Origin of the sequence: Mycolicibacterium vulneris, assembly GCF_002104765.1 — a bacterium.
Classification (GTDB): domain Bacteria; phylum Actinomycetota; class Actinomycetes; order Mycobacteriales; family Mycobacteriaceae; genus Mycobacterium; species Mycobacterium vulneris.
Window position 1 is genome coordinate 102,897 of record NZ_NCXM01000013.1, and the last position, 21,583, is coordinate 124,479.

The following is a 21,583-nucleotide window of genomic DNA, read 5'->3' on the forward strand; positions in this document are numbered from 1 at the left end:
CGGCGTCCCCAGAGTCAGCCGACGAGCGTCAGCGTATGGACGCGTCGAAGCTTCCCCGACGGCGTCTTCGGGATCATTCCCGGCTCGAGCACCACCACATTGCGAGGCCGGACATCGACCTCGGCGACCACCTCGTGCGCCACCTGATGCTCGATACGGCGCACCTCGGCCGGGTTCTGCCAGTCGTTGGACTCCACCGCGACAGCGAACGTCTCCCGCGAACGTCCGGCCTCCAGGCGCACCGCCACGGCACAGCCGGGCCGGACCCCGGAGACGCGCCCGGCGGCGCGTTCGATGTCGGCGGGGTAGACGTTGCGGCCGGCCATGATGATTACGTCCTTGACGCGGCCGCAGACGACGAGGTGTCCGGTCTCGGTGAGGTAGCCCAAATCGCCGGTGTCATACCAACCCTGGTCGTCCAAAGCCGGGACGAAACCGCCCATCGTCACGTAACCCTCGGTCACCGGTTCGCCGCGCACCTGAATGACGCCGACGCCGCGGGCGGAGAGGATGTTGCCGTCGTCGTCGATGATGCGCGCCTCCAGCCCTTTGAGCGGACGGCCAAGTGTTGTCAGTCGCCGGGTTTTGCCCTTGGTCGCCGGAACGGCCCGGTGGAGCACGGCGAGCAGGTCTGCGTCGACCTCATCGATCATCAGGCCCGCGCCGCACTCGGAGAATGACACGGCCACGGTCGTCTCGGCCATACCGTAAGCGGGCAGGATCGCCTCCGGACGTAGCCCGAACGGCTTGCCCGCTTCGCAAAAGTCTTCGACGTCAGCGGGTTCGACTTGTTCGGCGCCTGACAGCGCCCACCGCAGGCTGGACAGGTCGAACTGGCCGGGCTGAGCCACCTTACGAAGGCGTTTGGCGAACATCTTGTAGGCGAAGTTCGGCGCGGCGGTCATCGTACCCTTGTACTTGTCGATGAGCTTCGCCCACAGCAACGTGTCGCGCAGGAAGTCCATCGGCGTGACCTTGACCAGCTCCGCGCCGAAATACATTGGCACGGTTAAGAAACCGGTCATGCCCATGTCGTGGAACAGTGGTAGCCAGCTCACGATCACGTCGGTATCGATGTTGACTTCTGCGCCGATGAACATTGCCTCGGCGTTGGAAACGACATTGCGGTGCGAAACCTGAACGGCCTTCGGCGACCCGGTAGAACCAGACGTCAACTGCAGCAACGCAACGTCGTCTTCGCCGGCCGGGACTGGATCGATCGGCTGGTTGGCGAGCAGTTGCTCGATTGTCAGCACCCGCATTCCCAGCTGGGCAAGAAGTGGGGCCGCGGCCACGAACGGGTCCGAGATGACGACCGTTTTTGCGCCGATCATCTTGATGACGGCGGCGGTTTCCTCGGCCCAGCGCCCAAGGTCGGTGCGTGGCGTGGGCTGATGGAGCATAGTGAGGCTGGCGCCGCGCATCCAGATTCCCTGCCCGGCGGGCGCGATCTCTGCGGGAGCACCGGCCAGCACCGGGACGGCGTCACCGCGGTCGACCCCCGCAGCGGCCAGGCCACCCGCGATCCGACGGGCGCGCTCATGCACCTCGCCCCAGGTGTGTCGGACGGGACAATTCGGTTCCCCGGTCACCAGGCCCTTCGAACTGGACTGGGCGGTGTCATACATGGTTTCGGTGAATTTGCTCAAGGCCGTTCCTTTGGTTCCGGCGCAGCAGCGCCGCAGTCGGCGTCCGGCCGGGCGCCGGGCCATCCAACTGCGGACCCGCGCGTCCGGACGAAGCCAATGCGTCGGTGTTGCAGCGCCAAACTGTCGTCGAAATTGGGAGTGCCGTCCGCCGGGAAATGAGGTGGACGATGAATGTTTCGTCGCTCCGATCGAAGCGCGGTCTCGAGCACTCGGGCACGCTGACGGTAGATAGTTGCGGGCAATCAGCCAGCGGGGCGCGCCGATGTTGCGGACGGGGGGGCAACCAACGCCTGACCATCGGACTCCGTCAGGGGCAGTCCGAAAGGACAATCCTTCGACCGTCGAATTAACCGGGTGTCCAGTCACGTTGCGGGCGGGGATCTCTTACCGATCGCCGCCGGACGTTTCCGGGGGCTGCGCAATCAACCGTGACAAACGATACCGCAAGGCGCTCGGAAATTGCTGAACTTGGTGATTGTTCCGTACACCTTGAAATCCGCATTCCAGAGTTTTGCTGCGTCAAACCATCGAGATGGGACTTCGCCTATTCGATTAGGCGCTCGTCGGGTGGCTCGCCGCGGCGGCTGCGCCGGCTCCGAATCCTGAGTCGCCGATGAGCGCCGAGGACCCGACGGACAAGCTCGATGGAAGAGAGCAAACACGGCGTCGATCGCCGGGCAGACTGGGCACAGTCGGCCCGGCAAATTTCAACGCACGCGGTGGATTTCGGTCAGGCGACAGCTAGTGCGAACGAACGGCGTTGCGCCTCAGCTCTTCTCGGTGCGAAGCAGCGCATCGGTGGCTGCGGCGCGGCGGGCTGCCTTGACGTGCTTGTCGGCGCGCCTCTCCTTCAATGACTTTCCGGACTTCTTGCTCATGGCTCGTCGAGGAGACTTATCGGACATCGCTAGCCCCTTCGTCATGGGGGCCTGGGTGGGTCCCGGTTCTGCGACTGTACCCCACGGCGGGGATATTCGGTCGTCGCGCCGACGCATTGGCGGGTGTAGGCTCAAAGGAGTTGGAAATCCAGGCAGTCCGGGCTGAGTCAGTCATACGCCGCTGATCGCACCGAGCAAACCGCTCATACCGGGCACGCAGGTGGCCACCTTTAGTTGGGATTGCCTTGAGCGCCTTGGTTGAATTTCCATGTTCGACGGACTCCTCTGGGCGGCAAGGGCTTTCCGACGCCACGAGTTTCGGCATTCTGGGTACGTATCCACCGACAGCGTCGGGGCTGGCGTCGTTCAGCGCCGCGCTGGCCGACGGGTTGAGCACCAATGGCGCCGAGGTCAGCGTCGTTCGGGTATCCGACGGCCCGCCATCCGCGAGCACCCGCGTCATCGGAGAGCTGGTCAATGGCTCAGCGGCATCCGTCGCAGCATGCGCCGAGTTGCTGAACCAGCGCGACGTTGTCGTCATCCAGCATGAGTACGGCATTTACGGAGGCGTCGACGGCGCCGAAGTATTGGGCATCGTCGACAGACTGCGCATCCCGTCGATCTTGGTCGCTCACACTATCCCGAAAGACCCGACGCCACACCAGCGTTCGCTTCTTGAGGTGCTCGCCGACCGGGCAGACCAGGTGGTCGTGATGTCCGAGGCGGCCAGCCTACGGCTGCGCCGGGGCTTCGACATCGCGCCCCGCAAAGTCGCCACCATCCCACACGGCGCGACCGTTCCGACGAAGGCACCCTGCATGCGGAGCGGTCGACCCATCCTGTTGACCAGCGGCCTGCTGGGTCCGGGCAAGGGCATCGAGCGGGTGATCGAGGCAATGGGGTCGCTCAGTGATCTGCCCGGCCGGCCGCGGTACCTGGTTGCGGGCAGAACGCACCCGACGGTGCTGGCCGCCGATGGCGAGGCGTACCGGAATGCCCGAATAGATCAGGCGCTGCGCAGCGGTGTCGCGGATTCGGTGTGCTTTGACACGGATCACCGCAGCGTTCCGATGCTCACCGCTCTTTTACAGTCCGCGGCGGTCGTGGTCTTGCCGTACGACTCGACCGATCAGGTCACCTCCAGTGCTCTGGTCGACGCCATAGCGAGCGGCCGCCCGGTCGTGGCCACGGCGTTCCCGCACGCCGTCGAGCTGCTCGCCAGTGGCGCCGGCATCGTCGTCGCGCATGACGATCCGGATGCGCTGGCTTGTGCCCTGCGCCGGGTGCTGACCGAGCCGCGCCTCGCCGGTGCGATGGCGGCCGAGGCCAGGAGATTAGCGCCCGAGACAGCCTGGCCAACCGTCGCACGCGCGTACCAGCGGCTGGCGCATCGGGTCCTCGCGCAGCGACGGGCACGGGTATGAGCACCACGTCTCCGGCGCCGATTTTCGATCACCTGCTGCGGCTGACCGACCGTCGTGGCACGTTGATGCACGCGCGGCTCGCCGAACCCCTGCCCCAGCACGGTTACTGCACCGACGATGTGGCGCGGGTGCTTGTTGTCGCCACCCGAGACCATGGCCCCGATCGAATACTGAACGGTCTGGCCGGTGTTGCGTTGCGGTTCTTAAACGACGCACAGGCTCTCACTGGCGCATGCCGCAATCGGATGGACGGCACGGGAAGCTGGGTCGACGAACCCGCCCTCGGGGACGCCTGGGGGCGGTGCATCTGGGGTCTGGGGACCGCAGCCGCGCACAGTAATGTCGACTGGGCCCGCCAGTCGGCCATCATGCAGTTCGAACGTGCCGCCCAGGAACGCTCGATATTACCCCGGGCGATGGCGTTCGCGGCGCTCGGTGCCGCCGAACTTCTCGTCTTCGACCCGACACACCGCGCGGCTCGCGCACTACTCACCGACTATGCCTCGTCGGTGCCTGCACCGAACAAAGACCTGGGGTGGCCGTGGCCCGAGCCCCGACTGACCTACGCCAATGCCGTTGTGCCCGAGGCGATGATCGGTGCCGGCGCCGCGCTTGCCGACGCGCCGCTGCGTCGGCGAGGTTTGGAGCTGTTGGCGTGGCTGGTCGCAGTCGAAACGGCGGACGGTCATCTGTCGCCCACCCCCGCCGGGGGCAGAGGCGCCGAGGACACCCGGCCCGGATTCGACCAGCGGCCGACCGAGGTGTCCACGCTCGCCGATGCGTGCGCGCGCGCCGCCACCGTTGATACCAACCCGATTTGGCCGGCCGGCGTCGAGGCCGCAGCCGCCTGGTTCATGGGAGACAACGATGCGGGGGAGCCGATGTGGGACCCGGATACAGGTGGTGGATACGACGGTTTGCGCTCCGACGGCGTGGACACTAACCAGGGCGCGGAGGCGACCCTGGCGGTGATCTCGACTTTGCAGCATGCTCAGCATTTCCTATTGTGCCGCAATGACTTTGATTCGGACCGGGTTCGCAATACGTAGCCCGCGACGGCTCTCGGCCGACCGCACCGGCCCACTGCTGCCAAGATTTTGGTCAACATCTTCTAGTGGTGACACCGCGTGACGTTATCGACCAAGAGGGTGATACCCGATCAGCCCCAGGAGTTTTCGTGCGGATTTAACGGTGCCGATGGCTCCGACCTTCCAACCCTGACGCGCATTTGCGCACGAGTTGGCGCAGCTCTCCCGCTCCCATGAAGTGCAAACCTCACACATGAGGTGGAGGCCCTCCTCCGTAGAGCTCGAAGGCGGGGAAAGGATGCGCCACGTGACGCTCCGGTCTACTAATTCGGCTATCGCAGATGGCTACCGAAGAGGCAGCACTCGATAAACCCACGATGTCTGCAGCATAGCCAAGTTACCGGTTGTGACGACGTACGAAATCGGGAGCGGCGATGTAACAAATGAGGTTCTCAATCGGCGAATGGCAGAGTCCGATGCGGCAGGTGAAAGCCGAAACGGCTGAGCTTCATTGATCTCCAATGGGTTTGCGCGATGACTGGCTGCGCGGGTCTATACCCGGGTCTCCTTTTCTTCCGCGCTGATCATGAGGCCCTCGACGGTCAAGGAATTGTTTGGGCTGGCCGCTGTCATCATTATCGTGTGTGCCTGGTCTGGGTCGGCGTGCGGTGAAACGACCAGTAGGACGATTTTGCTGCGATCGAGTCCGACGACCTCGATGGTGTTGATTGGCTGAAGGCGATATCCGTCGAGTCGTACCATCCGTCTCCCGACCGGGAACTTAGCGGGCGGCCTTGCCCATTCGTCGATGTTGTAGATCACGCGGCCAATCGGACCGAGTCGAACAGACAGCACCGCCAGCAGATCCGGTAGCTCCGCCATGAGGTCGTCACTGTGCGGCCACCATGCCCCATCGACAGACCCGCTCTGAGGCGCTTTGGGCTTTAGCCTCAGGCGCGGTGTGTGTACCGGTGGGGTTTGCCGGCGCCCGATGTCCATCTGGTCTTGTTTCGGCGTCATAGTGACGCTCCTGTCTTGACCGCGAGACCGGCCAACTCATTCGAATCGGCGACGACATGGCTTTGAATAGTCAGGTACGAAGTATCACCAACGGTTCCCACACTACTCGGATGTCCAGAACGAACCACGGCACGTTGATGGTCGCAACCAGCCGGCCGGGCGTTCTCAGCGGATGGAGACGAGTTGGTCGATCGAATCCCGGGGTAAGTCGCCGTCAACGACGGCGGTCACCACCAGCCGGTTCAGCGTGATTGCGCCTCTGTGATTGTCGAGAAACGCGGTGTCGGAGGCATCACGACCAGTGGCTATCCGCACCAGGCTTTGCCGCGGCGCTAGCAGCGTCGCATCGACAACCCGCCATTGCCCCTCGACAAAAGCCTCGGCCACCGCGTGAAAGTCCATCGGGTGCAGCCCGGGCGCGTACACCGACACCAGGCGGGCCGGGACGTTGACCGCACGCAGCAGCGCCACCACCAGATGCGCGTAGTCGCGGCACACGCCTGCGCCGGAGAGCAGGGTTTCCACCGCCCCGTCGATCGGATCGCTTGAGCCGGGCACATAGTTCAGCCTCGTGCCCACCCACGAGCTCACATTCTCCAACAGCGTTGCCGAATCTCCATAGGTGCCGAATTCGGTTGCGGCGAAACCATAGAACTTATCGGCCTCGGCGTAGCGGCTGGGTCGCAGATACATCGACTGGTCGTATTCGTTCACCGGAGCCGGATCGGTTTGACCCACGATCGTCGCCGAGTAGTCGACTCTCAGTGTTCCCACTGCTGCGTCGAACTTGTGGATGCGGTTGCCATGTACACCGCTGACTTCCACGGCCTGGATAGGCCGTCCGTCCAAGATGAAGCGCAGCGATTCAAAGACCTCCGTGCGTGGATGCGGGGCAACAGCAATCTGAAACTCCAGCGTCGTGGGTGCGGTGATGTCGACTTCGATCTCGGCGCCCACTTCGCGTCTCATGCCGTGATCATCCGCCAGTCGTTCCGGATTCGCCAGCCGTGCGGCGGCGCGGGGTAGGGATGACGCGTCCCCTGCACATGCCTCATCCAGACCCTAACGCGATCCTTAGCAGGGCCCAAAACGCCTAAATCGTCGGCGCCGCAACAGTGGTTTGTCAGCGCGTCCGCCCCGCCCAAGATCATCATCATTGCCCGGTAACACCGTCGACAATTGGTCCACGTTCAATCTTCTATCCGTGCCGCGTATCGCATACCCTGGGAGCCAGCGACCGATTTGAGCAAGTTGCGTTCGTAGTCTGTTGCTAGATGGCCGTTGGTGCGCAACTGTGGTGTTAAGCAGTCAGCACTAGGCTGGCCGCCGTCGAATCTTCACTGTGTGTACAAACGCAGCACGTCTCTTCGATAGAGCCGGTAATAAGGCGTGGACCTTCGGTCTTGATGCCCCTTCGCGGGTGAATCACTTTCGGCCGGGTTCGATCCCTGGTCCGGCGGCATGATGTAGCAGAAACCGGGCCGGCAGAGCGTTAGTCGCTCGCGTCCCTTTGTCCCAGGCCAGATCGGAGTAGGGTGACAACGTATCGGCGGTGTTCCGTTTGTGATCGTCCTGGGTTATGTCGTCGCCGATTCGAATGATTGGCCGGTATCGCGGTCAAGACGGGAGCGTCGCGGTGACGCTAGGGCAAGCCCGCAACAACTCGAGGTGGGACACCACACGGGGCATCCATCCGGCGCGGTATCGGTTGAAACCCACCGCGCGTGGCATCGGGTATGTGGACGGTGCATGGTGGCCATACAGTGATGACCTGATGACGCAACTGCCAGATTTGATCGCAGTTCTGTCGATGCGTCTGGGCGCGATCAGTTGTGTGATGTACAACAACACCGAATGGAGAATGACGCCCACCGAACTTGTGAGCGGCGGACGCGTGGTCCAACTCGACGGACACCGCCGCCATCCGTTTAATACGGTCGAAGTCCTTGACTCCAAAGGCAATAAGTTTGGCTTGCTGGTTGTCCCATCTCACCTCGACCCCGATCAAGCGCACGGGATTGTGATGGCAGCTGCCGCTCCGGGCAACGTGTCAAGCGTCGATACCCTGCTCATGATCAGCGTGAAAGACCGGGAGAGCCGCACCAGGAGGGACGCCGCGCGCGAGCGCTGGGAATTCGCAACGCAGGGCAGAACAGCCGATCGTCGGGAACCACCCCGGTCCCGGAGCGGACCTTCCCGTCGTCTTCCCCCGACGGCCCTCGCGCCTCCATCGCGCCATAGCTAGGGACTCAAGAGTCAACTCATCGCATTGAAGAAGCAACTGGCGCAAGCGAAGTGAACAACTAGTCACCGACTAAGGCGGCACCGCTGGTGGAGTGGTTCTGTCCGCATCACCGTTGGCAAGTATTGGTAGAGGTTGTGAATCAAGATGTTTCGTTGCAGAAAGGGGGGCGCTGATGGTTATGCGATTGTCGGGGACTAATGCGCTGTCGCTGCACACAGAGAGCTCGAGGACACCTGCGCACACGGTTACGCTGGTGATCATCGATGCGTCCGATCAGCTCAGCCACCAGCGGCTACACCAACTGGTGGCCGCGTCGCTGCCGCAACTGGCGCGATTTCGCAGCCGCCTCGTGACCAAGCCGCTGGGCGTGGGGCAGCCCGTGTGGGCCGAGATTGACGACTATGACCCTTCTTCGCAAATTCATCGCGCAACGGTTCGCGCTCCCGGCGGTCGGCGAGAGCTCGCCGATCTCATCGCGGAGTTGAGTGCCGGGCGACAGGATGGCCTTAGCCGGCTGTGGGAAGCGTGGAGTATCAACGGACTGGCAGGCGGCCGGTGGGCGTTGGCGGTGAAGATGTCGCCTGCACTGAACGACGGGGCCGCAGGGGCAGCGTCCTTGTGGCCGCGGCTGCTGACCGCCGGACCGCACGCCGACCCGGCCAACAATTTGTCGACCGAGCCTAGCTTAGGCCCGGCGCCCTCCGTCAGCGACCTCGTTACCGACCTGATGACCGAGATCGTCGAAAACCATGTCGCCGGAATGTGGCTGATCGCCGAGACAGTATCTGGTGTCCTGCAGGCGGTAAGTGGTCGGCTGCTCCGCATGCGCGTAGGGGCCCCGATGGCCCCGGTGGCATCGTCGATGAGCGGTCCGGTGCCGCACACAGTGTTCAACGCGCCGCTGACCATGCGGCGCGCAGTGGCCTTCGCCTCGATCCCGCTGGCAGACGTGACGACGGTCAGCACCGCGTTCGGGGGCAGCATCACCAACGTTGTTCTAGCTGCCTGCACACTGTCATTGCGCGCATGGCTGCAACGGCACGACAACGTACCCGACGATCCGCTGCTGATGCGGATGCCGTTCGAGCTACCAGTCACGTATCCCCCTAGGGTTGGCAGGGCGTTGACTATCGGGCGGCTTCGCATCCCGGTACACCTCGACGACCCTGTGCAGGTCCTCGCCAATCTCCATACCGCCACCGAAAGACTGAACGCGATCCGGGGCCGCGACAACGGAAGTAGGTCTTCCACAATCGATTTGGAGAGCATGGCCTCGCTTGTGCCGCCGGCCATAGCTCAGGTGGGTATGCAGCTCTACACGGGATCAGGCCTGCGGCATCAGCTCAGGCCGATCTGTCACGGCAGTGTCTCCTCCATTGCCGTTGAGCCGGTGCCGGCGTACTGCGCCGGCGCCAAGGTCGTCGGCATGCATACGGTGGCGCCCCTAGCCGAGGAAAGTGGGTTAAACATTGCGCTGACCTGCCGTGGTGATGAGCTGGATGTGAGCGTGTGTGTGTGCCCGGACAATGTGCCTGCGGTCGACGATATCGCGACCGGGATCATGCATTCTGTCGATATTCTGCTGGCGGCCGCACAGGAATCTCCTCGCGGGCAGGGCCGTTCCGTCGTCACAGAGATGACGTCACACCCCGCGAATCGTTCACGCAGCCAGCCCTATTGATGGCTCGCGTCGACCAATAGCATTGCCGGCCAAAACTTTTAACTCGTTGATTACGTTGTCGAGGTCGATTTGTTCGGCAGCCAGACTCGCGTAATCACTCGGCCGCTCATCTCCCGACAGCTGCGGCAGCAGCTCGATCGTCGCTGACGCCAATATGCCCAATGCGCCGAGGACCTCGGCGGCCACTGCATGATCACTAGTCCACCAGACGGCGGCATTCACGTCTGCTGGCGCATACCGCTGCAGGACCGTGCCTCCATACGACAGCGGTGGCCACGTTTTAGACCGCTCGGACGCTATACGTGTGAGGAAATGCCCCTCCTCCGGGAAACGAGTTACTCTTCGGCGGGATGTCGTTTGGTTGCGGTCATCTCACGAGAGATTTCGGCTTGCTCGCGCAAGTATTCCGCGCGTTCCCGCCGGTCACCGGCTGCCAAGCGGTCCGCGTGGTCGGCTGTGCGGCGGAGTCGCTCGCGTTCGCGCTCCGCAGCCGTGCCCTCCCGCTCATCAGCGACCCGCTCGCGTGTGTCTGCACTCTGCTCTCGGTCGCCAGCGATCCGGTCTCGCTCGTCAGCGGTCTGGTCTCGCTCGTCAGCGATCCGGTCTCGCTCGTCGGCGATCCGGTCTCGCTCGTCAACGAGCCACTCGCGTTTTTGTAGGTCGGCGTCGCGTTGCACGAGAGCCTTTTCGCGCTCATCGACCTCGGCGGCCCGGTGATCGAGCTCACCGTGCGTGTCGGCATGCTCCTCGCCGATCAATCGCCCTCTCCTCTTCACGAGCCGTTTCGGACTTGTACGCGCTCGATCTTCGCCGTATCGGAACTGTGCTGTGGATAGGTCCGAACCTCGCCTTCTTAACCCCTACACCGGGGGACAACGCCGTTCAAGTGCCGATGGACCTTCACGCTGCGCGGTAGAGGCCGTCGCGGGGGCGGTGGAGGTATGTCAGTTGATGGGCTCGACGCGGAGCACCAATCAAGTCGGCGAGATAACGCCGGCCCGCGGGTTCGAAGTGCATACCTTTGAGCCGCAGCTGCGGGAATTGCTGCGGCTACATCACGCAAGGGTTTTCATCATGTCTGGTCATGCCGGCCGTGCCCACGGGCCGCACCCAAGGTCAATCCAGGTCAATGAAAAGTTGACTGCACCAGCCCACCACCGAGGCATCCCACGCCGTCGACTTCTCACGCTGCGGCCCGGGGGCTTCTGCCGTAGCGTTACCTGCACGTCGCGGCATCATTCGGACGGACGCCGGTCGCGGAGGGTAACCATGTTGACTGTCGTGTCCCGCATCCTTCTTCCTGTGCTGGTGACCGGACTCATCGCGGCGCTGATTTCGGCGAGTAACGCCTCGCCGATCACCGCGGTGGCATGCAACAAGATCACCGCCAAATGGTCGTCGGTGTGGATTTTCATGCCGGACTGTCCGCCGTCGGCCGCTCCGCCACCGGCACCGTCCTCGCCGGCCCCGGCGCCCGGCCCGGCGACACCAGAACCGCCGCACTGAACCACGTCGCCCTTGCCTGATCGCGCCGGCTAAGCCACCCTGAACTGCATGAGTAAGGTGAGCCTAACTACGGAGCTGCCGATCCCGGTCGAGACGGCCTCCGCCTTGGCGCGCAAGCCCGAGTTGATGAAGCACGTCCTCAGCCCGGTGCTGCGGGCTTACCGCCTCGAGGTCCCCGAGCGCATCGAGGTCGGCACTCAGGGATCGGCACGGCTCTGGTGGTTCGGCGTCATCCCGGGATGGACGCATCACCTGACCATCAAGCGACTCGACCCGACCGAGATCTACACCAACGAGCACGGCGGACCCGTCCACACTTGGAATCACCGCCTGACGTTCGAACCCATCGACGACCGCAGCTGCCGCTACACCGACGAGATCGAAACCGACGACGGCGTGCACGGTCTGCTCACCCGCGCCTTCGTCCGGGTCATGTTCCGCCACCGGCACCGGCGGTGGCGCAAGCTGGCGCAGATCCTGCATTGACAGCGAGAGGATGGTGAACCATGGTCGGCAACCAAGAGGGCGTCGGCATGCTCAAACTCGAATGCCCGCAAAGCCATCCCGTCGGCCGCATCCTCAAGGACGCCCCGCATCAGGCCGTGCAGTTCGACCCCGGGGCCCAGGTCGGGCCGCGCCGGTTCTGGCCTGACGAGCACGAACAGCCGAACTTCACAACGCGCTGCAGGTTCTGCGATAAGCCGGTGGGGGACACCACGTCCACCCTGCAAACCAGACTCGCTTCGGTGCTCGCCGATGCGTCCGCGAGGGCCGAGACGGCGACGCTGCCTTACGTGTAGGCGCCCGGCACCGCGGATACCGTAAGAGCCGTAGCGGCGTTGCGGCGCGACGTACCCGCGGCGACGCTGATCAGAGAGGAGTCCTCATCGGGCCGGTGCGCACCCGCGACCTGATGTTCACCGGGAGGGTGCTCACCGCGGTCGAAGCCCTCGACTGGGGCCTGGTCACCCGTGTGGTGCCGCACGAGGGCCTCCTGGACGCGGCGAAAGACATTCTCGCGCAATGCTGTCGAACCGCGCCGCGCGCCCGCGGCGTCATCAAGTCCAGCATCGACAACTACCTGGGCCTCTATGACCGCATCGGCATGACCGCCAGCCTGTCCGACGCCGAGGCCATCGAGGGCTTCCGCTCGTTCAAGGAACGCCGCTCACCCGACTGGGTGCACCCCGAGCTGCGTATCGAGGGACGGCTATAAGTCGATCCACTCGCCGTGCGGGGCGACCCCGGTCAGGCCGCCCAGCACGCTGATCGCACCGTCGCGCCGCGCCGCATCCACGCGAGTGTTCATATGCCGCGCGCCCGGTCGCGCCAAAATGGTTCGCGCAGCTCAGTTTTCAGGATCTTTCCGCTGGCGTTGCGGGGGAGTTCCGCCACGAAGTCGACCGTGCGCGGACATTTGAAGCCGGCCAGGTGCTGTCGGCAGAACTCGATGATGTCTTTCGCGTCGACCTCGCCGTCGGTCACCACGATCGCCTTGACGGATTCGCCCCAAAAATCGTCGGGCACCCCGATCACCGCCGCGTCCTCGACGGCGGGATGTTCGATGAGCACGCTTTCCACCTCGGGGCCGTACACGTTTTCGCCGCCGGTGATGATCATGTCCTTGATGCGGTCTTCGATGTAGACGTAGCCGTCGGCGTCCAGGCGCCCGATGTCTCCGGTGCGCACCCAGTCGCCGGCGGTGATCGTCTCGGCCGTCGCGTCCGGCCGGTTGAGGTAGCCGGTCATGTTCTGGTTGCTGCGCACCCACACCTCGCCGGATTCCCCGGGCGGCAACGGGTTTCCGGTCTCGGGGTCGACGACGCGAATCTCGCAGCCCAGCACCGCCTTTCCGGCCGCCAGCTGCAGTTCGGGCCGCGCGGCATCGCGGTGATCGTCGTCGGACAGCGCGGTGACCGCGCCGCACAATTCCGTCTGCCCGTACACCTGCACGAATTTCGTGTCGGGCCACGTGGACAGCGCCCGGTGCAGCAAGGGCAGCGGCATCGGTGCGGCGCCGTAGACGATGTAGCGCAAGCCGGCGATCGCGGCGGTCGCCGCCTCATCCGCATCCAGGAACCGGGCGATCACCGGCGGGACTAAGAACGCGTGGGTGGCGCCCGCGCGCACCGCCCCGATCAGCGTCGCGGCGTCAGGTTCGCGCGTTATGAATGTCGTTGCCCCGGAACGGATTCCGAACAAGGCGTAGCCGATCCCGCCGACATGAAACAAGGGCATGGCGACCAGATTCGCGTCGGCACCGGCGAAGGGAAACGCCGGAGCCAGGTTGGACGCGTGATTGACCAGCGCCCGCTGGCTGAGCAGCACGCCCTTGGGGCGGCCGGTGGTGCCGGAGCTGTAGATCACCAGCGCGGTCTCGTTCTCGTCGACGCTCGGGGCGGGCTGCGTCGGCACCGCCGCGGCGAGCAGCGATTCGTACTCGTCGCCGATCTCGATGATGCGTTGCACGCCCGGCGCCCGCTCGGCGGCCGCCTCGGCCGCGGCGCGCAGCTCGGTGCCGACCAGCAGCACGCGGGCGCCGCTGTCGGCCAGGACGTGCACGAGTTCGTCGCCGATCACTCGCCAATTGAGCACGGTGGTGACCACGCCGATGGAGGCGCCCGCGATGAGCACTTCGAGGCAGGCGGGGTGGTTCTTGTCCAGGAAGGCCACGCACTGGCCCCGCTCCAGGCCGGCCTCGCGCAGCGCCCCGGCCGTGCGACGAATCCGCGAGCTCCACTCCGCCCAGGACCACTGGCGCTCGCCGAAGCGGATGGCGATCGCGTCGGGCCGCTGCTGTGCGTGTCGTTCCACGATGCCGGCGAGCGTCTCCGCCGTGCTGTTCGTCGTGTCGGCTGGCGGCATGGACCCCTCTTCGTTCGATTTGTTCACGTTGTTAATACGCGGTCGGTCGCGCGCACGCCACGCCGACCCTGGCCGGCGCAGGTCGCTAGCGCCTCACTCCATGGAGCCGATCATCATTCCGCCGTCGCCGGCGGCCTGGGTGGTCGCGCTGCTGTCCCGTCGGAAGTCGATGAACGCCGATCGGCCGTTCGAGGTGTTGAGCAGCTCGGTGAACGTGCCGATCACCGGAATCGTGCCCTGCGGGTTCACCACGGTCGCGGTGTAGTTGACGAAGGCTTGTTGCTGGAAGTTGGCGCCGGGCAGCGGCTTGGTGTCGGGCGGGTTCAGGCGGTTCGTATCGGTCAAGATGGCCGGGGCGCCGCTGCTGAATTGGTCGATGTCGGCCTGCAGCAGTCGTCGGACGCCAGCGTGATCGCGGCGGCGTGCTCGGCCCGGTTGGCCGAGCAGGCCAGGACGACCACGGCGATCACGGCGGCCCCAAACTGAGTTACTGACATCGTTGTTCCTAACGCCGTCGGCCGCTGCGAAATTCGCCCGTGGGCCTATCGTCCTCCAGCGGCGGCCGGCAATGTCCAAGTCGAGTTTGCTGTAGCTCGATACAGCCCACCTATCAAAACCTCAAACGAGTCTGTAAAGCACACGGCGCGAACAGATTTGACGCCAATCCCGATGTTCGGCGGGGCGGTGTGTCACCATGACTGGGCCGACCGGCCTGACCACTCAGACAAGGATCCGACATGGTGAACCCCGAGCGCGCCCGTTCCCGCACCTTCGTCGTGACCGGCGCCGCGTCGGGAATCGGGTTGGCCACCGCGCGCCGGCTCCTGGCCGAGGGCGGCACCGTGGTCGGCGCCGACCTGGCCGACCCACCCGACGACCTGGGCCCGCGGTTCACCTTCGTACCCGCCGACGTGACCGACGAAGCCGCGATCGCCGCGGTGCTGGCCGCCGTGCCGGGCCGCCTCGACGGTCTCTTCCACGCCGCCGGTGTCGCCGGGGGAGGCCCGGTGCACCTGCTCGACCGCGCCGAATGGGACCGAGTGATCGGCATCAACCTCACCGGCACCTTCCTGGTGGCCAAGGCGGCCCTGGCCAGAATGATCGAACAACCCCGGGCCGAGGGCGAACGGGGCTCGATCGTGACGGTCGCCAGCGTCGAGGGCATCGAGGGCACCGCGGGCGGCAGCTCGTACAACGCGGCCAAAGGCGGCGTTGTGCTGCTCACCAAGAACATCGCGCTCGACTACGGGCCGAGCGGCGTCCGGGCCAACGTCATCTGCCCCGGCTTCATCGAAACGCCCATGGCGCACAGCGTCTTCAGCATCCCCGGGATGGAAGGCCCGCTGGCCTCCATCACCAGGGAACACGCCCTGCAGCGGCTGGGGCAGCCCGAAGAGATCGCCGCCATGGCCGCCTTCCTGCTGTCTCCCGACGCCTCGTTCGTCAGCGGCCAGGCCCTCGCCGTCGACGGCGGCTACACCGCCGGTCGCGATCACGGTGTCGTCGAACTCTTCGGCTTTCCCAGGTGATCTGACTAAGATTCGTCCATGAGCGGTGGACTTACCCCTGACCAGGCGATCGAGGCGATCCGGGGTGCCGGGGGAGCACAGCCCGGTTGTCGCGCATTGCACGCCAAAGGCGCCCTGTACAGGGGCACGTTCACGGCGACCCCCGATGCGCTCATGCTCTCGCGCGCACAGCATCTCGATGGCTCGACCGTTCCGGCGCTGATTCGCTTCTCCAACGGATCGGGCAACCCCGAGCAGCGCGACGGCGCGTCCGGTGTGCGGGGGATGGCGGTGAAGTTCACCTTGCCCGACGGCTCCACCACCGATGTCTCGACGCAGACCGCCCGCCTGTTCGTCTCCAGTACGCCGGACGGCTTCATCGATCTGCTCAAGGCGCTGCGGCCCGGCCTCACCACACCGCTGCGCCTGGCCAAACACCTGCTCTTCCATCCGGGGCTGCTCGGCGCGCTGCCCATCCTGCGCGAAGCGAACCGCGTCCCGGCCAGCTACGCCACCACCGAATACCACGGCCTGCACGCCTTTCGGTGGATCGCCGCCGACGGCAGCGCCAGATTCGTTCGCTACCACCTGGTTCCGACCGCGCCCGAGGAATACCTGTCGGGATCGGATGCCGGCGGCAAGGATCCGGACTTCCTCACCGACGAGCTGAAGCAGCGGCTGGACGACGGGCCGGTGCGGTTCGACTTCCGAGTACAGATCGCCGGACCCACCGATTCGACGGTGGACCCGTCGGCGGCCTGGCAGAGCACGCAGATCGTCACCGTCGGCACGCTGGCGATCACGGGCCTGGACACCCAACGCGAGCACGGGGGCGACATCGTGGTGTTCGACCCGATGCGCGTCACCGATGGCATCGAGCCCTCCGACGATCCGGTCCTGCACTTCCGGACACTGGCGTATTCCGCCTCGGTCAAGCTGCGAACCGGCGTGGAACGCGGCGCCGAAGCTCCGCCCGCCTGACCGGGGAGTCCCGGAGGCGGCAGTCGCCTCGCGCCGAAATCGGCGGCAGGCTAAGGTTTTTCTTCGGTGTCGCCATTTCAGATGTTCCTCATATGCCTGGCCGGGCTGGGTGCCGGCGCGATCAACGCGCTGGTCGGGTCCGGCACCCTGATCACCTTCCCGACCCTGGTGGCGCTCGGCTATCCGCCGGTGACGGCCACCATGTCGAACGCGACGGGTCTGGTCGCGGGCAGCGTCTCGGGCACCTGGGGCTATCGCGCCGAGCTGCGCGGTCAGTGGGATCGGCTGCGGTGGCAGCTCCCGGCATCGCTGGCCGGTGCGGTGGTGGGCGCGTATCTGTTGTTGCATCTCCCCGAAAAGGTGTTCGCCGAGATCGTGCCGGTGCTGCTGGTGCTGGCGCTGGTGCTGGTGGTGATCGGGCCGCGAATCCAGGCGTGGACGGCTCGGCGCGCGGAGGAGGCGGGACGTTCACCCGAGCACGTCAGCCCGCGCCGGATGGTTGCGCTGGTGGTCGGCACCTTCGCCGTCGGCGTCTACGGCGGCTATTTCACCGCGGCGCAAGGCATCCTGCTGGTCGGCCTGATGGGTGCGCTGTTGCCGGAGTCGGTGCAGCGGATGAACGCGGCCAAGAATCTGTTGGCTCTGGTGGTGAATGTGGTTGCCGCCGTTGCCTATACGTCAGTGGCGTTCGACCGGATCAGCTGGCCGGCCGCGGGTCTGATTGCGGCGGGCTCACTGGTCGGCGGGCTGCTCGGGGCGCGTTACGGGCGCCGGCTGTCGGGCGACGCGCTGCGCGCGATCATCGTGGTCGTCGGTTTGATCGGCCTGTATCGCCTGCTCGCTGTTGCCTGACGAGAGACCTGGTACGGCAACGGGATTGACCTCGTCTGTCTTGGCTCAACTCAGCGTGGCCGCGGCGGCTTCGGTGATGACATCCATCACCTCGCCGCGCTTGCGCCAGGCCCGCAGCTGACGCATCGCCCCGTTGCCGTCGGTTATGACACGGTCGAGTTCGTGGCGAACCCGGTCGTATTCGCCCAGCGACTCCAGCGCGGGGCGCACCCGCTGCACAAGCGCCCCTAATTGTTCACCCGCCGGCACCGCGCCGCGGCCGTGGATCAAATCCATTGTGCGGCCGGATAGCCCGTCGTGTGCGGCCTTCCAGTACGCCGCGCGCAGCGCACCGGCCGGTAGCCGCCCAGCGTCATCGGGCGAGTCTAGCGCGGTCACCACCGCCGCCCGGATCAGGGTGGCGAGCAGTACGGTCTCGGCGACGGTGGCGGGCACGTCGGCCACCCGGACCTCGACCGTCGGGAAGTCCGCGGAAGGGCGTACGTCCCAATAGATCATGTCCTTGTCCAGGATCACCCCGGCATCGACCAATCGGCGCACCGCGTCGTCGTACTCGTCGGGTGAGGCGAAGAACGGCGGCGCCCCGGCGGCGGGCCAGCGCCGCCACAGCACGCTGCGCCAGCTCGCGTAGCCGCTGTCCGCGTTGCGGTACACGCGCGAATTCGCCGACAGTGCAAGCAAAGACGGCAGCCACGGCCGCAGCCAATTGCTGACGTGGATGGCCGCGGCGCGATCGGGCACCTGCACGTGCACGTGGCATCCGCAGATGCCCTGTTCGTGGGCGATCATTCCGAACTCTTCGCCGATCCTGCGGTAGCGCGGGGTGTCGGTGACCGGAAACTCGTGCGGTGTGGTCGGCGGAAGCCCGCAGGCCAGCAGCTGGGCGCCGGCGGCCTCGGCGGCCTGCGCCGCGGAGCGCCGCAGCCGGCTCAGCTCCGCGCCGAGCTCGTCGCTGGTCGAAGCCACCTGCGAGGTGGTTTCCACCTGGCAACTGCTCAATTCGAGCTGCAGCTCGACGCCGTGCCGCTCGGCTTCCGCGGCCACCGCGGCGTTGTGCGGGGCGGGCGCGCCGGTCTGCGGATCGACGAGAAGGAATTCTTCCTCGGCACCAACGGTGGGATGGTCCCCCATGAGCCGATTACGGCCCGAGGATCTACCAGCGGGCGGCCGCGGACAGCGCGGAGTCGACGGTGGGGTAGATCGGCAACACGCTGCCAAGACCACACGCGTCGACGATGCGCTCGACGATCGTCTCGCAGCTCACCAGGCGCAGGTCGATGTCGCGGTCGCGGCAGCCCTTGGCCTCTTCGGCCAGCACCGCGAAGGCGCAGCAGCCCATGAAGTCGAGCCCGGTGACGTCGACGACGAAGAAGCCGGGCGCGGTGACGCCGCTGGCCGCCTCGCGCACCAGGTGGCGCCAGGTGTCCTCGTTGCAGGCGTCGATCTCGCCCCCGGCGTAGATCACCACCGACGGGCCGCTGCGATCCGCGGTCGCCCGCAGCGTGGAGTTGGGGTCGCCGAGCTCGTAGACGAGTTTGGTGCTCAACGTCAGATGACTGGTGGGCATCGCTTCAACAATGGCGGAATTCATGGTGGACCCCCTGATCGACAAACGCCCCGAGGCGCCCCGATGGATGCCCGTCCTAATGTCTGAAGACAGACTGTTCGCGGATGTGAATCTCTTTTCTATAACGAGACAGGGCGGTCTGTCTACCGGCGGGGGCCTAAGAGTACGTTAAGTCCTGTATGACAACCCGGATGTCGGAGCACCCACCGCGTCGCCTCGCGAACGCGTACTGACTGCCGCGTACGAGCTGTTCAGCCGGCGTGGTATCCGCGCGGTGGGCACCGACGAAGTGATCGCACGGGCCGGTGTCGCCAGGGCGACGCTGTACCGCCATTTCGCGACGAAGAATGACCTGGTAGTGGCCGTGCTGGTGCGCCGCGAGGAGCTCTGGACCCGCGGCTTGATCGAGGAGCAGTCGCGCCAGCGCGGCAACACCCCCGAGGAACAGTTGCTGGCGATCTTCGACGTCATGCACGACTGGTTCCGGCTCAGCGACCGCTACGAGGGTTGCTCGTTCATCAATGTTCTGTTCGAGGTGGGACCCGATCACCCGGCCGGTCAGGCCTGCATCACCCACATCGACCACGTCCGCGACATCGTGCGGCGCCGCGCCGTTGCGGCCGGCTTGACCGATGTCGAGGAATTCGCCTCGTCCTGGCACATTCTGATGAAGGGCGCGATCGTTCTGGCCGCCGTCGGGGACCTGGACGCCGCGCTGCGCGCAAGAAAAATGGCCCGCTTTCTGATCGATGAACACCGGCCGCCGTCAGCCGCGGACACCGGCGAGGCCGTCTAGTCAGACGGTGTCGGACGCGCCTGCGCCGGTCTTGCGGTAATGCTCGGCCTCCAATTCCGCAATCATCCGGGATGTGCGTTCCCGCAACAGGATTGCAGCGGTCAGCCCGCCCACGACGGCGATCACCAAGCCGATCCAGGAGAACCGTTCCAGCCAGCGTTCGGCGGCCATGCCGGCGAAGTACACCAACGCGGTCGTGCCGCCCGCCCAGCAGATGGCGCCCGAGACGTTGGCTGCCAGGAACCGCGGGTAGTGCATCTTCAGCGCCCCCGCCAGCGGGCCGGCCAAGATTCGTAGCAGCGCGATGAAGCGGCCCAGAAAGACGGCGCGAACGCCCCAGCGGTTGAACAACTTTTCGGCGAGCGCGATATGCCCGGGCCCGAAATGCTTCGGGAACCGTCGGCCCAGCCGGTCGAAAAGCGGCATGCCGAACCGGCGGCCGATCGCGTAGCCGATCGAATCGCCGCTCACCGCGCCGAGCACCGCGGCGACGCCGACCCCGACCGGATTGACGGCCAGGTCATGGTGCGACGACATCAGCGCCGCCGTGACCAGCACGATCTCACCAGGCAGGGGGATGCCCAGGCTCTCGATCCCCACCACGCCGCCGACCACCAGGTAGACCGCGAGCGGCGGAATCGAGTGCAGCAAGGGCTCCAGATTCATGCGTCCAGGATGCCTGACCGGCCGCGGATCCGTGCCTCAAGGTGTGCGCTTGAACTCGCTCGGGGTGTCCAGCCCCTCCAGCCGCGGGCGTTTGGGTTCGCGCCCGTCGTACGATGACAGGCCGCGCAGCCGCCGCCAGATCCACGGGAAGAAGCTCTCCTGCGTCCAGCGCAACTGCTCGAACGTGCCCGCCGCGAAGGAACGTTGCATGGGATTCAGACCGCCGCACGCCCAATCATGGCTGCTGTCAGGCAAATTGAGTGCCTCGGCGGCCGCGGCGGCGAACAGCATGTGGCCCTTGGTGGACGCGTGCACCCGATCGATGGCCCAGGTGTCCAACTCGCGCATCGACGGCGCGTTGTACAGGTCGACGAGCCGAAACCCGTAGCGGTGAGCCGCCGCGCTGATGGCCCCGTTGATCCGGGCCAGCCGCCCCGCCACCAGCCGGCCCAGCGGCAGGAACTGGGCGACATTCGGGAAGGTCGTCGTCACCACCGTCGCGCCCGAGTCGGCCAGCGCGGCGTAGATGTGCTCGAGGTCGGCCAGGGCGGGCGCGAAGGATCGCCCGGGCTGAATGACGTCGTTCATGCCAGCGCAGACGGTGATCAGGTCCGGCCGCATCGCCAGCGCCTGCGGAAGCTGCTCGGTGAGCACGTGGCTGATCCGTTTTCCGCGGATCGCGAGATTGGCGTATTGCAGGCCGGGATACAGCGAATCGACCATCATCGCCAACCGATCGGCGAATCCGAGCAGGCCGACGGTGTCGTCGCCGTCCCACAGGCCCTCGGTCTGGCTGTCACCAATGGCCACGTAACGGCGGTATCCAGCGTGAATAGCCCCGCTCACGATGCCGAGAATAATAGCTATCCTCCGAATCCGGACCTTGTGAAAACGCAGCATCGTCCTGCCGTGGCTGC

The 21,583-nt window shown here is 65.6% G+C and carries 23 protein-coding genes and 2 pseudogenes; 12 read left to right on the forward strand and 13 right to left on the reverse strand.

Annotation, left to right across the window (positions count from 1 at the left end):
* Positions 1–14: 14 nt before the first annotated feature.
* On the reverse strand, positions 15–1,649 hold the full coding sequence (locus tag B8W69_RS14445) for a fatty acyl-AMP ligase (RefSeq protein WP_085290536.1): 1,635 nt from the start codon (positions 1,647–1,649) through the stop codon (positions 15–17).
* A 767-nt stretch (positions 1,650–2,416) separates the two neighbouring features.
* Complete coding sequence (locus B8W69_RS30625; protein WP_165762615.1) at positions 2,417–2,554, reverse strand: hypothetical protein; 138 nt, start codon at positions 2,552–2,554, stop codon at positions 2,417–2,419.
* Positions 2,555–2,781: 227 nt separating this feature from the next.
* On the opposite strand from B8W69_RS30625, the gene B8W69_RS14450 reads away from it, so the two are divergent.
* Together B8W69_RS14450 and B8W69_RS14455 are read left to right on the forward strand one after the other, a co-directional pair.
* Entirely contained in the window at positions 2,782–3,951 is a 1,170-nt protein-coding gene (locus tag B8W69_RS14450) for a glycosyltransferase (RefSeq protein WP_245843248.1), read from the forward strand.
* Complete coding sequence (locus tag B8W69_RS14455) at positions 3,948–5,000, forward strand: glycosyltransferase (RefSeq protein WP_085290467.1); 1,053 nt, start codon at positions 3,948–3,950, stop codon at positions 4,998–5,000. The genes B8W69_RS14450 and B8W69_RS14455 overlap by 4 nt, the downstream gene beginning before the upstream one ends.
* 531 nt (positions 5,001–5,531) lie before the next feature.
* Here the strand turns inward: B8W69_RS14455 and B8W69_RS14460 are convergent.
* Positions 5,532–5,999, reverse strand: coding sequence for a DUF5994 family protein (locus B8W69_RS14460; protein WP_085290468.1), 468 nt, complete (start codon positions 5,997–5,999; stop codon positions 5,532–5,534).
* Positions 6,000–6,164: 165 nt separating this feature from the next.
* A complete protein-coding gene (locus B8W69_RS14465) occupies positions 6,165–6,968 on the reverse strand; it encodes a transglutaminase-like domain-containing protein (protein WP_181447404.1) in 804 nt (267 codons plus the stop codon).
* A 739-nt stretch (positions 6,969–7,707) separates the two neighbouring features.
* Here B8W69_RS14465 and B8W69_RS14475 point away from each other — a divergent pair.
* A complete protein-coding gene (locus B8W69_RS14475; protein WP_281255227.1) occupies positions 7,708–8,244 on the forward strand; it encodes a DUF5994 family protein in 537 nt (178 codons plus the stop codon).
* 178 nt (positions 8,245–8,422) lie between these two features.
* Positions 8,423–9,925: a wax ester/triacylglycerol synthase domain-containing protein gene (locus B8W69_RS14480; RefSeq protein ID WP_245843252.1), complete on the forward strand. Its 1,503-nt coding sequence runs from the start codon at positions 8,423–8,425 to the stop codon at positions 9,923–9,925.
* Here B8W69_RS14480 and B8W69_RS30315 read toward each other — a convergent pair.
* On the reverse strand, positions 9,905–10,111 hold the full coding sequence (locus B8W69_RS30315) for a hypothetical protein (RefSeq protein WP_133058000.1): 207 nt from the start codon (positions 10,109–10,111) through the stop codon (positions 9,905–9,907). The genes B8W69_RS14480 and B8W69_RS30315 overlap by 21 nt on opposite strands.
* Positions 10,112–10,260: 149 nt before the next feature.
* Positions 10,261–10,683, reverse strand: coding sequence for a hypothetical protein (locus B8W69_RS14485; protein WP_085290472.1), 423 nt, complete (start codon positions 10,681–10,683; stop codon positions 10,261–10,263).
* Between the two features lie 511 nt (positions 10,684–11,194).
* On the opposite strand from B8W69_RS14485, the gene B8W69_RS30630 reads away from it, so the two are divergent.
* From B8W69_RS30630 to B8W69_RS14505, 4 genes and pseudogenes are all read left to right on the forward strand, one after another.
* Complete coding sequence (locus B8W69_RS30630) at positions 11,195–11,431, forward strand: hypothetical protein (RefSeq protein WP_165762616.1); 237 nt, start codon at positions 11,195–11,197, stop codon at positions 11,429–11,431.
* Between the two features lie 48 nt (positions 11,432–11,479).
* Positions 11,480–11,917 (forward strand): Rv1443c family protein, encoded by a 438-nt coding sequence (locus B8W69_RS14495; RefSeq protein WP_165762617.1) that lies wholly within the window; start codon positions 11,480–11,482, stop codon positions 11,915–11,917.
* A gap of 20 nt (positions 11,918–11,937) precedes the next feature.
* Positions 11,938–12,231 carry a hypothetical protein gene (locus B8W69_RS14500; protein ID WP_085290475.1) on the forward strand — a complete coding sequence of 98 codons (294 nt, stop codon included), beginning with the start codon at positions 11,938–11,940 and terminating at the stop codon, positions 12,229–12,231.
* Positions 12,232–12,314: 83 nt separating this feature from the next.
* Positions 12,315–12,647, forward strand: a pseudogene (locus tag B8W69_RS14505) (enoyl-CoA hydratase/isomerase family protein); the annotation flags it as partial.
* Between the two features lie 89 nt (positions 12,648–12,736).
* On the opposite strand, the gene B8W69_RS14510 reads toward B8W69_RS14505, so the two are convergent.
* From B8W69_RS14510 to B8W69_RS30635, 3 genes and pseudogenes are all read right to left on the reverse strand, one after another.
* A complete protein-coding gene (locus B8W69_RS14510; RefSeq protein WP_085290538.1) occupies positions 12,737–14,296 on the reverse strand; it encodes a long-chain-fatty-acid--CoA ligase in 1,560 nt (519 codons plus the stop codon).
* Between the two features lie 93 nt (positions 14,297–14,389).
* Positions 14,390–14,689 (reverse strand): annotated as a pseudogene (locus tag B8W69_RS14515) (hypothetical protein); the annotation flags it as partial.
* Positions 14,638–14,793 carry a hypothetical protein gene (locus B8W69_RS30635; protein ID WP_165762611.1) on the reverse strand — a complete coding sequence of 52 codons (156 nt, stop codon included), beginning with the start codon at positions 14,791–14,793 and terminating at the stop codon, positions 14,638–14,640. The gene B8W69_RS30635 and the pseudogene B8W69_RS14515, both read right to left, overlap by 52 nt.
* Before the next feature lie 240 nt (positions 14,794–15,033).
* Here B8W69_RS30635 and B8W69_RS14520 point away from each other — a divergent pair, with 240 nt between their 5' ends.
* The 3 genes from B8W69_RS14520 to B8W69_RS14530 all read left to right on the forward strand — a co-directional run bounded on the left by B8W69_RS14520 (position 15,034) and on the right by B8W69_RS14530 (position 17,637).
* Complete coding sequence (locus B8W69_RS14520; protein ID WP_085290476.1) at positions 15,034–15,825, forward strand: SDR family NAD(P)-dependent oxidoreductase; 792 nt, start codon at positions 15,034–15,036, stop codon at positions 15,823–15,825.
* An 18-nt stretch (positions 15,826–15,843) separates the two neighbouring features.
* Entirely contained in the window at positions 15,844–16,785 is a 942-nt protein-coding gene (locus B8W69_RS14525; RefSeq protein WP_085290477.1) for a catalase family peroxidase, read from the forward strand.
* Between the two features lie 81 nt (positions 16,786–16,866).
* The gene (locus B8W69_RS14530) at positions 16,867–17,637 is read left to right on the forward strand and encodes a sulfite exporter TauE/SafE family protein (protein WP_110881939.1); all 771 of its coding nucleotides are present in this window, start codon (positions 16,867–16,869) and stop codon (positions 17,635–17,637) included.
* Between the two features lie 45 nt (positions 17,638–17,682).
* Here B8W69_RS14530 and B8W69_RS14535 read toward each other — a convergent pair whose 3' ends face one another.
* Both B8W69_RS14535 and B8W69_RS14540 read right to left on the reverse strand, forming a co-directional pair.
* Positions 17,683–18,768, reverse strand: a complete 1,086-nt coding sequence (locus B8W69_RS14535) for a glutamate--cysteine ligase (RefSeq protein WP_085290479.1) — start codon at positions 18,766–18,768, stop codon at positions 17,683–17,685.
* Between the two features lie 22 nt (positions 18,769–18,790).
* Positions 18,791–19,228 carry an anti-sigma factor antagonist gene (locus B8W69_RS14540; protein ID WP_085290480.1) on the reverse strand — a complete coding sequence of 146 codons (438 nt, stop codon included), beginning with the start codon at positions 19,226–19,228 and terminating at the stop codon, positions 18,791–18,793.
* Between the two features lie 151 nt (positions 19,229–19,379).
* On the opposite strand from B8W69_RS14540, the gene B8W69_RS14545 reads away from it, so the two are divergent.
* Positions 19,380–20,000 (forward strand): TetR/AcrR family transcriptional regulator, encoded by a 621-nt coding sequence (locus B8W69_RS14545; protein WP_085290481.1) that lies wholly within the window; start codon positions 19,380–19,382, stop codon positions 19,998–20,000.
* On the opposite strand, the gene B8W69_RS14550 is transcribed toward B8W69_RS14545, so the two are convergent.
* Positions 20,001–20,666, reverse strand: a complete 666-nt coding sequence (locus B8W69_RS14550) for a DedA family protein (RefSeq protein ID WP_085290482.1) — start codon at positions 20,664–20,666, stop codon at positions 20,001–20,003. It lies immediately after the preceding gene.
* A gap of 36 nt (positions 20,667–20,702) precedes the next feature.
* Positions 20,703–21,512: an SGNH/GDSL hydrolase family protein gene (locus B8W69_RS14555; protein ID WP_085290483.1), complete on the reverse strand. Its 810-nt coding sequence runs from the start codon at positions 21,510–21,512 to the stop codon at positions 20,703–20,705.
* Positions 21,513–21,583 lie beyond the last annotated feature (71 nt).